This window comes from Coprobacter tertius (genome assembly GCF_024330105.1).
In the GTDB taxonomy this organism is placed as follows: domain Bacteria; phylum Bacteroidota; class Bacteroidia; order Bacteroidales; family Coprobacteraceae; genus Coprobacter; species Coprobacter tertius.
Genome location: NZ_JANDHW010000003.1, coordinates 141,236 through 154,750 on the forward strand (window position 1 = coordinate 141,236; position 13,515 = coordinate 154,750).

Below are 13,515 nucleotides of genomic sequence, written 5' to 3' on the forward strand. Positions count from 1 at the left end.
AATTATTTTCTCTACAGACAAAAAAAAATCCACTTATTTGTGGATGGCCTTTTTCTTTTCGGCTTGCGCACACCGGTTACATATACCGTACACGTAAAGTGTATAATATGTTGTGGAGAATTTGCCGAATTTTTTATTGGCAAGTACGTTCAATAAATCTTGGTCTTTTACTTCTTGTACCTTTCCACATAACGTACATATCAGATGATGATGGCTAACGGTATTATAGGCTTTTTCGTATTGTGCGGGATGATGGCCGAACTGATGTTTTCGAACGAGACCTGCATTCACGAAAAGATCGATCGAATTATACACAGTAGCTTTACTTACTCGGTATTTACTTTTAGCCATAATCTCATACAACGAATCTACATCGAAGTGTTCATTCGTTGAATAAATTTTGTCGAGAATAGCGTATCTTTCAGGGGTTTTTCGTAACCCCTTCGATTCAAGATACATCGTAAGTTTTTGCCTTACAATTTCTTTTGTTTTTTCTTCTGGTATCATCTTATTCGTACGATACAAAGATATATATTTTTATGAGAAGCACAATAACAAGTAGTTCAATATATTTTACAGAAATTAAAAACTTTCGGTTATAAATTCGTATTCATCATCTATTATTTGTTTGGCTTCTGTGTTTCGGAAAGAATTATGCATAGGTATCCATTTGTCGAAAGATAATTTTATTGTTCCGGCATTATCGAGACCGGTATGCATAGCCTTTATTATGCTGTTCAGTGCGATGGTCATAGTCGTACTGTTATTCCTGTCGATAGCGTTTTGTGTTGCCTCTATGAGTGAATTCAGCATACTTGCAGAAATATATTTCTTCTCGCTAATTATTCTCCCGGCAAGCTGAAATCCTGTATATTGAAGCATGTCGTTATTCTGTGAGATCCATTCTCGAGCTTTTTTTTCGGCGTAAGGAGTTTTATTAAATAAGTGCATACATGCTATATCTGATAATTCCCTGAAACGGATGTTTTCCGCCCATTCCTGCATTTCTTCCGGTTGCATTTCTTCTGGAGGAAACAAAAGTATGGCTAATATGTTCGATTCGCGCACATCTTCATTGCGTAGTGTCCGTGATAACGTGGCGTCGGGATAATAATCTTGTGCTATACGTTTTATCAAGGGGAGCGTAAGGCCGAAATTGATACGATAATCCATGCCTTTTTCTCGCATACTTCCCGATACGATACCGTTCATCGCCATTCTGAATTTCCTTTTTATCTCTTTTATTTTTTCATCCATATTTTAATATCCGATCTGTAATTATAAGCACCGACTTGTATTTTTTAATTGTTATAATCGGGTAATAATGAATAATCTTTAGAATATCGTAACATCTGTTGAGCATACCCTTCTTTATATGTGACATTTATATCGGATATATTTCCGTTTTTATCATATACCGGTATGTATACCGGATTGATAAATCCTTTATAGGGAGCTATGTTTAATTTCTTATATCGTTCTAAAATTTCTCGGTGTAATACGGGATCTACTTTTACGGCATAAGTTTCTACCAATTCTTTTCCGGCGTTAAAGTCTCCTGTCGATTTTATGCGTTGTATTTCAGCGAGTAAATCTCCGATTATTTTTCTCATTTTTATGTAATCATTGATGACGACATATGTTTTTTCTTCTTTTTTGCGTAATTCAACGACTTTATCGGGCATTCCTTTTTCGTAAATCCACCGGGCGATAAGCTGTCGGTTACGCATATGTGATTCTTCTAAATTATTACCGGGTAGGATGCGTGTAAGTTGAGTCAAAAGACCATTCATCATGTATTTGTAATATTCCGCTTTGTATGCTTCCTCATCGGGTAATAAATTTAATTCCACTATGCGGGAGTCGGCTATATAATAAAGGGCGAAAAGGTCGGCACGGGCTTCTTCTAATGTGGCTCCGTATGCTTTCAGTGCATCAGGATCGGTTCCCGGAAGCAGTTGTCCTGAACCGTGTCCCAAACATTCGTGCAGGTCGGTGTGCAAATTATCGGCTAAAAATCCGTATTTTTTTATTAACTCTTTTTCATTTTCACCCCAAATGAATTCTTCTGCAAAACCATTATTTTGCGATGCTCTGTCGTAGGCTTCGGTGATATTTTCTATGGTAACCGATTTAGATCCGTGTATCTGTCTTATCCAGTTTGAATTCGGAAGGTTTATACCGATAGGAGTAGAAGGATAAGTATCTCCGCCTAAGATTGCAGCTGTAATTACTTTGGCTGATACTCCTTTTACTTTTACTTTTTTGAATTGTTGATCTACCGGGGAATTATCTTCGAACCACTGTGCATTTTCACTGATGATTTGTGTACGTTCGGATGCCTGTTTATTCTTGAAATTTACAAGAGATTCCCAACTCCCTTTTATACCGAGGGGATCTCCGTATGTTTCGGTAAAGCCGTTGATAAAGTCGATTTCTGAGTTCGTATCGTTTACCCAAAGAATCGCATATTCGTCAAATTCTTTCAGGTTACCCGATCGGTTGAAATCGATCAATTTCTGAATTGATTTTTTTTGATTTTCGTTCTCTGCTACAGATTTTGCTTGCTCGAGCCAGTAAACTACTTTTTCGAGAGCTTCGGTGTATAATCCGCCGATTTTATAAATTTCTTCGTATATTTTCCCATTGCGTTTCACTAAACGGCTATTGAGACCGTAAGAAATAGGGTGAGGGTCATCTTTCTTTTTTACATGACTATAAAAAGTTTCGACCTCGTTTTGTGTAACGCCATCGTAATAATTACCGGCAGATGTAGTAATAAGATCTTCTCCTTCTGTTTGATTTACTCTTTTTGCATCTGTCATCGGAGAGAAGATTACCGGAACAATATTTTCTAATAAAGATTCTTTTGATTCTCCTTTTTTTAATGGAAGGTATTTGTCTTCTATCGATTTTACAGCTTTAATAAAATAGTTCTCAGGAAAGCCGGGCATCATTTTATCGGTAGAATAATGGTGATGAATTCCGTTTGAAAACCAGATACGTTTCAAATAAATTTCAAAATTTTTAAATTCTTCAGTATCTCTGTCTCCTTTAAAATAAATATAAATTGCTTCGAGAGTCCGGCGTATTATTAAATTCCAACGATTGTTTTGGTCGTACAATATATCCCGTCCTTGCAGTGCGGCTTCAGACAGATAATATAATAATTTTTTTTGTCGAAGCGTGAGTTCTTCAAATCCTGTAACTTTGTACCGGAGTATTTCAAGATCGGCAAATTTTTCTACTCGATAAAAATTATTATCATTATGTTTAGAAATAGTTTCTGAATTCATAATTACTTTTTAAACAGAAAATTTATTCTGATAAATTAAACGATCGCTTTGCATCATTGGTTGATGATTTATATGCAAAAATACGAAAAACAGGTAAATAATAACCCCGCTTTTCGTATTTCTGTATCTCTAAAGATTGTTTTACCGGTTATTCCTCCGGTTTGTATTTTTTCGATATTATAATAATTACATTATTCTTTAATTTGTATTTATACTTATTATATAATGTCGGATTTTTTTCCTCAAATTCTTGTGCGTTATTTAGTATTTCTAAAGATTCTATTCTGTCTTGTCTTAATTTTTCGAAGTCTGATTTACTGATTTCTTTTCCGTCTAAGAAAAAAAGAGTTTTGTCTAAAAGATTAGAATTTCTTATAGGACTTACTTTTAATTTCAATTTTTCTCCCGGAGTAATTGATGCCGTATCTTTCTTCATTCTAATGATGATTACTCCATTTTTAGCTTTTTCTCCGTATAAATCAACTCCGGTTTTATCTTTTATTACCGAAATAGATTGTATTTTTTCCTGATTTAGTTTTTTTATCGATGAATAGGGGATTTCTTTGTCGTCGAAAATAACCAATGGCTGTTTTTCGGGAGAATTATCGGAAAGTCTTATTATTGTTATGTTCGAAGTATCGGTTGCCGTTTCGGATGCGATAGTTCGTTTTTCTTTAATATGTTTTCGGGAAGAAGGGGAGCCCGATTTTTCAATAGGTTCAAATTTTTCAAGATTTGTTTTTACTAATGCCGTAAAATCATTAATTTCGTCATTTTGAAATTTGTTTAACTCATAAGATAACTCGGGTCGTGCAAAACCTGTAACGACCAAAGCCGCAACGGGAAGTATGCAAAGATACTTTAACCGTGCCCACGGATTTGATTTTTTCTTTAACATCATAGTGATTCTTTTTTTAAGTTGACTGTGATTAAAGCTGTTGGCCATAGAGTAGAGCCTTGTGCCGACAGCTTTTTTTATTAATAACATTTGATATTTTTCGATATTTATTCCTTTGTCGAGAACTTCTTTATCGGCTTCGAATTCGTGTAAATTTTTTAATTCTTGTTTCAATAGCCATGCAAAGGGGTTAAACCATTGGTAAATACATATAAATTCCGCTATAATAAGATCCCTCGAGTGTTTGGCTTTTAAATGGGCAGTTTCATGAATGAGTATTTCTTTTACATCTTCGCAATAATCTTTTTCAGATATAAAAATATACCGTATCCAACTAAAGGGTGATATTTTCTCGTGATGGCGGATGAGTATAAATTGTTCGGTCAGATTTTCTTTCCGGTTGTTTATAATAATTTTTATTAGGCGGCTAACCGATAAAAATATTTTAGATATAAGTACGGTGACACCTATAAGGTAGATTAGTAACAGAAGTTTTCCAATAATAAATGGGGTATTATCGGCAATTGTTACAGTATTCATTGCTGAAGAAAGAGTGAGAGAAACAGGTAACAGTTCTCTTACCGAGATTATTGTATTCTGAACGCCGATACTTGAGGGAAAAGATATTTTAAAGGCGGGAAGAATTACCGACGAAGATAAAAAAAAGAGTATAACGAAACGGTTTAAACGATAGAAAGTTTCCTTGCCATAGAATAATTTATAAATGATGTAATAAATCATCAAGCATAACGAGGATTTAAGAATATATAAAAAAAAGCTTTCCATGTTATGATGGATTAATGTGTGTGTGTGACTTTATGTATCAGTTCTTGTAATTCTTCAATCGAAATTTTCTCTTCCGAAACTAAACAAGATACCGCACTTAAATAAGAGTTATCGAAATACTTGCTGATAACATTCTTTAAAGACTTCTTACTATATTCCTCTTTTTCTATGAGGGGGTAATATTGATATGTTTTACCAAAGGTTTTATGCCCGAGGTATCCTTTATCTTCGAGCCCTCTTACGATAGTTGATAAAGTATTGAAATGAGGTTTGGGCTCTTCATAAAATGAAAGTATTTCTCTAACGAAAAGTGGTCCTTTATTCCAGAAATAAGTCATTAGTTCTTCTTCTTTTGCAGTAAGTGATTTCATAATTATTCAGATTTTCTACAAATAACTAAAACTTTTAGTTTATAAACTAATTATTGTAGTTAAATAACTAAAAAATATAGTTATAAAATAATGTTACCGTATCGGCTATAAAAAAGACGGATAGGGTAAACTTTGAAAACAAGATTGCCCTGCCCGTCTTTTATAATCGATATGATTTTTATAGATTAAGCTTCTCTTTTAAAAGTTTATAACCCGAAATGCTCGCTTTTATTTTATTTCCGTTTTTAAGTAAAACAGCATAATTTTCTTTTCCGAATAATTCTACACGTAGTATAGTATCTACATTTACAATGTAAGAACGGTGTATTCTTGTAAAGCGATCAGGTGGCAGATGGCTTTCGAAATATTTCATGGTTTGCTCTTTTAAATATTCTCCCGAGGTGGTAACAATAGAAACGTAATCGCCTGCGGCCTGCAGATAAATGATTTCGTCATTAGAAATAACATGTATTCTCTGTCCGTCTTTTACTGCGATACGACCGGTCATGCCGATAGTCGAGATTGATTGTTCCTGTTCCAACGCCATTCGCTCGTTTTTCCAGCTTTGTAACTCTAGTATGTGAAACCATTCTATGGTAATGATCCAAGTAGCTGTCCCTAAGAACATACGTATAGGAAGGGTTGTCGCATAAGAGTATTTAAAATCTGCAAATAAGTAATTTACAATAGCATATATTATAAAACAACCTGCCAACCATACTAAAAGAACCGCAAAGCTCATTAATATTTTCGTTTGTATCGAATAGATAAATTTCATAATATACCATAATCCTCCACAGAATGCCATCAGTAATAAAACCGATAATATACTATCTACGATTGCCGGAGCAGGAGATATACTTCCATAATAAAAAAACAATAGGCATTGTGAGAGGCTTAAGAATATGCAGATTCCCGAAAATAGGACAGTTCTTTTCGAAGAACTCATAAAAGGGTGGCTCAGCATACTTTTTTTAGTTTTTTATTTCAATTCCGCTAAAAGATAATGTTCCGCGAAGAATAAGCGATCGGTCGTTATGAATATTGGAAGAGTGAATTCTCTTATCATCGTATCCGCCTGCGAAAGGAATGATTTCAGATCGTATATTCCAGCTTGAGGGAGTATAAATTTCGATTCCTCCGAAGTTACAATCTATTTCCAGTAATGTATCACCTTCGCCTAAGGTCGTACGTCTGAGGTCGAGTATGACGGACCCGAAGCGATTTCTTATTTTCCCGCCTTTGAATGTTTCGTCCAATATAGTTTGTCTTATGCCTCCAAGAGAGTTATCGACATTAATAAAGCCATCGGTGGATATGAATTCTGTTTTTTCGTTTCTTCTGAATTTACATTCGTGTTTCGGATGATAAAATATTTTTACGATAATGAGTATACCGAAACCCATTAACAGAACTGGCCAGAAATAAATATTGAAATTTCCATTGATCATACCGATTACAGGCATAAGAAAATATATTCCTATGGCAGAAGTGACTAGACCGCTTACAAAATGGCCTTTTATTATTGAAAATATACCGATTAATGTAAGTAACATTTGCCATGACATGATTATGTTATATACATAGGTATCTATTATATTTAAATTTTTACATAATACTATGATCCCCGATGCGATAAATAACAGTGCGGTAAAATAACCCCATCCCGATTGATTTCTTTTTCTTTTTGATGTTTCCATAATTTTGATGTTTTTATGTTGTTGAGGCGAATGTAATACGAAGCAGCTTATTGAAAAATCATTATTCTTTTATAGTCTGCTATTTCCCGATTAAAACCGGAAAAATACCGTTGAAATTTCTTTTATGAAATTTTTTGAGAGATAAAAAAAACACGTCCTCCCTTTTATAATGATATAAATAAAGGAGAGGACGCGTCGAATTTATTCATTAATGTAATTATTACTCTACATATAAAACCAATCCTTTTAAATATTCACCTTCAGGGTGATAGATATTCACTGGATGATCGGCCGGTTGTGTCAATTGGTGGATAATACGAATACGCCGTCCCGAAATTGCAGCAGCGCTGAAAACCGCTAATCTGAAATTTTCTTTTGAAACGACTTGAGAGCAGGAAAAAGTAAATAGTATTCCACCGGGTTTTATTTTTTCAAATGCTTTGGCATTTAATTTTTTGTATCCTTGAAGGGCGTTATGCAGTACCTTTTTATGTTTGGCAAAAGCCGGAGGATCGAGAATAATCAGATCGTATTGATCTCCCATACGGTCGAGATATTTAAATGCATCTTCGGCAAAAGCCTCATGACGTTTGTCTCCCGGAAAATTTAATTCGACGTTTTTGCAAGTTAAATCTATTGCTTTGGCAGAACTGTCTACCGAATGTACCAATTTAGCACCCCCACGCATAGCATAAAAAGAAAAACCACCGGTATAGCAGAACATATTCAGAACCGAACGATTTTTGGAATATCGTTCGAGTAATGATCGATTTTCCCGTTGATCGACAAAAAATCCGGTCTTTTGTCCTTTTAACCAATCTACATGGAACTTCAGCCCGTTTTCAGTAGCTACATTTCCGGCATCTCCTCCGATGAGATATTCATTTTCAGGGTCGAGTTGTGCTTTGTAAGGTAATGTGGTTTCCGATTTATAATATACATTTTTTATACGATCGGGGAGTATGGCTGTAAGTGCCTCGGCGAGAATATGTCGGGCGTAGTGCATTCCGGGTGAATGCGCCTGCATAACTGCTGTATGATCGTAGATATCGATAATAAGCCCCGGCAAGTTGTCGCCTTCTCCGTGTACAAGCCTGAATGTATTGTTATATTCTCCATTATCGAGGCCGATACTTTTACGGAGATCGTAAGCGGTACGCAGTTGTTTTTTGTAAAACCCGAGGTCGATAACGGTCGATTCAAAAGATAAAACCCTTACGGTTATACTTCCGATCTGGTAGTGCCCTAATGCAATAAAATTACCTTTGCAGTCGGTTACTTCAACGATATCGCCTTCTTCCGGTTGAGGAGAATATTTTTGTATGGCTCCTGAAAAAATCCATGGATGAAAACGATTTAACGATTCTTCTTTTCCCGGTTTTAAAATGACTTTACTATATGACATCTTGTATTTCTTTTTTATTTAAAGAAAAAGCGGAATATATCGTTTCCATTTGCAAATATGAGTAGAGCAAAAAGAAAGGCCATTCCAGCAATCTGTGCATATTCCATGAACTTTTCATTCGGTTTACGTCGTGTAACCACTTCATAAATGAGGAATAGTACATGGCCTCCGTCGAGGGCAGGAATAGGCAATATGTTCATAAAGGCAAGAATAATAGAAAGGAATGCCGTCATGTTCCAAAAAGTTTGCCAATCCCAGGTTGCCGGAAACAGATTTCCGATAGCTCCGAAACCACCCAGACTTTGAGCTCCTTCTTTTGTAAAGATGTATTTTAGACTGCTTACGTAGTCGACTAATTGAGTCACTCCCTTTTTTATCCCTTTTGGAAATGATTCCCAAAAGCCATATCTTGTTCTTTCTACTTTATAAATTTCGGTAATAGGAGTGAGTGCAATACCGATTTTACCGCTTTCGTCGACTTTTACCGGAGTTTCTTTGGCAATGCCGTTACGATAAAAATTTATAGTAACGGTTTCATCTTTATGTGCACTCAAATTTTTTAGCAGGTCTGTGATATCAGGAATAGAAGTATTATTAATAGCTACCAGGCTATCACCTTTCATAAGACCGGCCATAGCTGCACCGCCGCCTTTTACGGCTTCTTTTACTACTACCGGATTCTGATAATAGGCAAATCGTGTATTTTCACCGATCAGTTTTTGCATAAAATCCGCCGGTAAGTTTATTTTTACTTCTTTACCGTCTCGAAGTACGGTAACTTCTTTTGCCTCGCACATGGTTTGTACAGTACTGCCATCGAGAGATATGAGAGGTTTCCCATCGGCTGATAAGGGGATATCCCCATTTCTGAATCCGGCTTCGAGAGCTGTTTGACTGAAAGCAAGACCTGATTTTGCATTTTTAAAAGGCAGGTATGCGTCTCCCCATGTAAACGTGATCATCGAATAGATGAATAAAGCGAGGATAAAGTTAAAAAGCACTCCGGCTATCATAACCATGAGACGTTGCCCTGCAGGTTTTGATCTGAACTCCCAGGGTTGAGCCGGTTTTGCCATCTGTTCTTTATCCATCGATTCGTCTATCATTCCTGCGATTTTTACATAGCCGCCTAATGGTAACCAACCGATGCCGTATTCGGTTTCACTGTTTTTAGGTTTGAATTTAAAAAGACTGAACCAGGGATTAAAGAAAAGGTAAAACTTTTCTACTCTGATTTTGTAGATACGTGCAAATATGAAATGGCCGAACTCGTGTACAATCACCAGTATCGACAAACTTAAGATCAATTGCAAGGCTTTAATTAAAAAGGTCTCCATTTGTTTATTCTATATATAAATAAGTATAAATTTAAATCACAGTTAATTGTTCTATAGCTATTTTGCGTGCTTCTGTATCGGTATGTACATAATCTTCGTAGCTGGGTGACTTTATATAAGATACTCGTTGCATAGTATCGGCAATAAGGTCTGCAATTTGTAGGTAGCTTATTTTTTCTTTCAGAAAAGCATTTACAGCGACTTCGTTTGCGGCATTCAGTATACAGGGCATATTCCCTCCGACTTTCATAGCTTCGTATGCAAATCCCAATAAAGGAAATTTACCGATGTCGGGACGTTCGAATGTAAGTTGCGCATATTCTTCTATACAAAGTTTTTTTCCATTATATTTTAAACGATTGGGATAAGAGAAGGCATAACGTATCGGTAGTTTCATGTCAGGAATGCCTAATTGCGCTTTTATGGCACCATCTTGAAATTCAATCATCGAATGTACAATCGATTGAGGATGTACGGCAACTTCTATCTGTTCGGGTTTTACATCGAATAGCCATTTAGCTTCGATGACTTCAAATCCTTTATTCATCATTGTGGCGGAATCAATGGTGATTTTAGCCCCCATTTTCCATTTAGGATGTTTTAGTGCATCATGCAATGTTACGTTGCAGAGTGCTTCTTTGGGGAATGTGCGAAACGGACCTCCGGAAGCAGTAAGAATAATTTTTTCGATAGGATTGTGTGTTTCTCCTGCCAAACATTGAAAAATAGCCGAATGTTCAGAGTCGACAGGAATTACCGGCGTTTTATTTTCTAATGCCAGTTGTTTTATTAGTTCGCCGGCTACCACCAGCGTTTCTTTATTGGCAAGGGCAATTGTTTTTTTCGATTTGATGGCTCGGATCGTAGGGCGTAGTCCTGCATATCCTACCATAGCGGTGAGCACTATATCTATAGGAGCCGATTCGACAATTTGCGCAATAGCATCCGTTCCTGCATATATTTTTATCGGCAGGTCGGCTAAAGCCTCTTTTAAAGAATGATAGTGATCTTCATTAGCTATAACGACAGCTTCGGGTACGAATTTTCGGGCCTGTTCGATAAGCCGTTCTACGTGATTGTTAGCCGTCAATGCATATATTTCAAATAAGTCGGGATGATCCGATACCACATCAAGTGCTTGTGTACCGATAGAACCGGTCGATCCCAATATTGCGAGTTGCTTTTTCATTATTGTGTCGGTAATCTTCATAAAGCAGGACAAATATACGAATAAAATTAACAATGCCCCATGCTTTTATGCCTCACTTTTTGAATTAAAAATCGATATAATCTACCGGATTAAGGGGGATGCCCATATGCCATAATTGGAATTCGATCATAGGTCTGGGGTCACCGTCTTCTTTTTTAGCAGAAAGTGTCATCGCTATGTTTTCTCCGCTTTGAACTTTATCCCCGACCGATTTCAGTAATGCTCCATTATATTTATAAATCGAAATAAAATTGTTGTTATGTTGTAATTCTATAACATAGTCGTTTTCGGCGGTATAGTGGGCCGAAATGACTGTGCCTTCGAGGGTTGCAGAAACGGGAGTATTGTTAGCCGGTAATATATCGATTCCGAAATGGCCTTTTTGAGGATCGAACTTTTGCATTACCGACCCTTTAACCGGAGGATAAAAAATAAATCCATCGGTCGGAATATTGTGATTTAGTACATTTAGCATGTATTTTTCTTCTTGTGCATATTCTTGTACGAATTCGGTCGTTATATCGGATCGGCTGAGGAAAGAGTCGTTGGGAAAGGATAACAGGGAATCTTTTATTTGTTGCATCGAATCGATCTTTATATCACCGGTGAGTATGCGTGTGAGATTTTTTAAATAAGCGTCTTTGAGTTCTATTTCATTAGATAGAGAATCGATACGTAATGCATTATCGATAATCAAATCTCGAGTTTCCGATTTAAGATATCCCGGCAATAAAGTACGTAACGGTGTCCCTGCTATTAAATAAGTAGCTGTTATGAAAATAACGAATACTAAAGCGCAGAAAAAAAGAAATGCCCCTAAACGGGAAAGTCGAAAAGTCCATACTTCTTCTAATGTGTTTTCATTAAAAAAAGATAGTTTGTATTTCGATCGCATCTTTTTCCAGAAAGAGCGTAGTTTATATTTTTTATGCATATATAATGTTTGTTATCAACAGGATATATCAACTGAATAAGGTTGATTATCAGTACGATGCAATATTACTAATTTTATATGATAATAACAAATCGATAAATGATTTAGAGCCGTTACTTAAATATCTTTTTTGTTTTATTATTCTTTTCATCTGCTTTTTATTCTACCTGAATGAACAGAATGGGGATTAAGGTTGTTTTACATTCAAATTAATTTAAACTGCGTTACAGTGTGTATTCACCGGTCGCTTTCAGGCCTGCCGTACCGGATATACGTTACCGACGCATAAACAATTGTAAACTAAAAAATAACAAAGTGATGAAAACAAAGCACATTTTTTATTCAATGGCATTGGCTTTGATTGCCTCTTGGGCCTATATCGAGAGTGGAGCGGCTCAAGTGGCCGTGGTTGAAGCGGAGGAAGTATCCGTTACGGAAGTGGTCCCCGGTAAAGTACATTATTATTCGCCTAAAGTTGGTAACAACTGGTATATATCGTTAGGAGCAGGTGCTCAGACTTTTCTGACTGAACACAAAGGTGATGCACAATATACATTGGCTATGAGTTTTGCTCTGGGTAAATGGATTACTCCTTATGTGGGGATTCGTATTAACGCTATGGGTGGTTCGTTACATTCTTTATGGCCCGATAAAACTCATATGTTCCATACAAGATATGCAGCTGTTTACGGTGATTTAATGTGGGATCTTACCAATGCCTTAGGCGGTTATAACGAGCGCCGTGTCGTATCCGTCATTCCGTTTGCCGGTGTGGGGGGTATTTACGGATTCCATAATCCCGAAGCCAATCGTAAAACTTATGGTTTTCCGGTTTCTATCGGTATGAAAATAAATTTCCGTCTGGGTCATTATGTAGATTTCTTCTTGGAAGGTCGTGCAAATGCCATGACAGACCAATTTAACGGTGTAATTCAGGGAAGACAGATTGAATCGATCGTATCGGCTATCGGAGGTCTTACCGTTAAATTCGGTAAAGAACGTTTTGTTGCATATGATGCTTATGCAGATCGAATGGTTATAAATGGGTTGAATAATCGCGTTAACGAATTGCGTTCACAACTCGAAGTTTGTGAATCTCGTGAATGTCCGCCTTGTCCCGAACAAGAAGTCGTTGTTCAGGAAGTTATTGCCGAAGTTCCGCAGAATTGTAATACCGACTTGGCAGCAGTAGTACGTTTCCGTATCAACAGTGCCGTTGTATCTAACGAGGAAATGGTAAATGTTTATAATATCGCACAATGGATGAAGAAAAATCCCGATTGTAATGTTATGGTTTCGGGCTATGCCGATAAAGAAACAGGTACTCCGGCTTATAATCTGTCGTTGAGTAAAAAACGTGCCGAAGCCGTTGTTAAGATACTTACCAGCAAATACGGTATTAATGCAAATCGCATACATATGGAAGGTATGGGAAGCAATAAACAGCCTTATCCTAACAATAATAACTGGAACCGTGTGGTAATTTTCTCTGGAAAAGCTGCTAAATAATTATAAGGTTTAACACTCTTAGATGAAGAAAGCCGGTACCGAATTTATTCGGACCGGCTTTCTTTATCT

General features: G+C 36.5%; 12 protein-coding genes. 1 reads left to right on the forward strand and 11 read right to left on the reverse strand.

Features of this window, described 5'->3' with window-relative positions:
• Positions 1-33: 33 nt before the first annotated feature.
• From NMU02_RS04050 to NMU02_RS04100, 11 genes are all read right to left on the reverse strand, one after another.
• The gene (locus NMU02_RS04050) at positions 34-507 is read right to left on the reverse strand and encodes a Fur family transcriptional regulator (protein ID WP_255025978.1); all 474 of its coding nucleotides are present in this window, start codon (positions 505-507) and stop codon (positions 34-36) included.
• A gap of 75 nt (positions 508-582) precedes the next feature.
• Entirely contained in the window at positions 583-1,257 is a 675-nt protein-coding gene (locus NMU02_RS04055; RefSeq protein ID WP_255025980.1) for a DNA alkylation repair protein, read from the reverse strand.
• A 44-nt stretch (positions 1,258-1,301) separates the two neighbouring features.
• Positions 1,302-3,296: a dipeptidyl peptidase 3 gene (locus NMU02_RS04060; protein WP_255025981.1), complete on the reverse strand. Its 1,995-nt coding sequence runs from the start codon at positions 3,294-3,296 to the stop codon at positions 1,302-1,304.
• Between the two features lie 148 nt (positions 3,297-3,444).
• A complete protein-coding gene (locus NMU02_RS04065; protein WP_255025982.1) occupies positions 3,445-4,980 on the reverse strand; it encodes a M56 family metallopeptidase in 1,536 nt (511 codons plus the stop codon).
• 11 nt (positions 4,981-4,991) lie between these two features.
• On the reverse strand, positions 4,992-5,351 hold the full coding sequence (locus NMU02_RS04070; RefSeq protein WP_255025983.1) for a BlaI/MecI/CopY family transcriptional regulator: 360 nt from the start codon (positions 5,349-5,351) through the stop codon (positions 4,992-4,994).
• Positions 5,352-5,529: 178 nt separating this feature from the next.
• Complete coding sequence (locus tag NMU02_RS04075) at positions 5,530-6,318, reverse strand: LytR/AlgR family response regulator transcription factor (protein ID WP_255025985.1); 789 nt, start codon at positions 6,316-6,318, stop codon at positions 5,530-5,532.
• 7 nt (positions 6,319-6,325) lie between these two features.
• Positions 6,326-7,051 (reverse strand): cell wall-active antibiotics response protein, encoded by a 726-nt coding sequence (locus tag NMU02_RS04080; RefSeq protein ID WP_255025987.1) that lies wholly within the window; start codon positions 7,049-7,051, stop codon positions 6,326-6,328.
• Between the two features lie 220 nt (positions 7,052-7,271).
• Entirely contained in the window at positions 7,272-8,456 is a 1,185-nt protein-coding gene (locus NMU02_RS04085; RefSeq protein ID WP_255025988.1) for a class I SAM-dependent rRNA methyltransferase, read from the reverse strand.
• A 14-nt stretch (positions 8,457-8,470) separates the two neighbouring features.
• Positions 8,471-9,793, reverse strand: a complete 1,323-nt coding sequence (gene rseP, locus NMU02_RS04090) for an RIP metalloprotease RseP (protein WP_255025989.1) — start codon at positions 9,791-9,793, stop codon at positions 8,471-8,473.
• A 31-nt stretch (positions 9,794-9,824) separates the two neighbouring features.
• Positions 9,825-10,982 (reverse strand): 1-deoxy-D-xylulose-5-phosphate reductoisomerase, encoded by a 1,158-nt coding sequence (locus tag NMU02_RS04095; RefSeq protein WP_255025990.1) that lies wholly within the window; start codon positions 10,980-10,982, stop codon positions 9,825-9,827.
• A gap of 85 nt (positions 10,983-11,067) precedes the next feature.
• Positions 11,068-11,937, reverse strand: a complete 870-nt coding sequence (locus NMU02_RS04100; protein ID WP_255025991.1) for a murein hydrolase activator EnvC family protein — start codon at positions 11,935-11,937, stop codon at positions 11,068-11,070.
• Positions 11,938-12,255: 318 nt separating this feature from the next.
• Between NMU02_RS04100 and NMU02_RS04105 the strand changes: the two genes are divergently transcribed.
• Positions 12,256-13,446, forward strand: coding sequence for an OmpA family protein (locus NMU02_RS04105; RefSeq protein ID WP_255025993.1), 1,191 nt, complete (start codon positions 12,256-12,258; stop codon positions 13,444-13,446).
• Positions 13,447-13,515 lie beyond the last annotated feature (69 nt).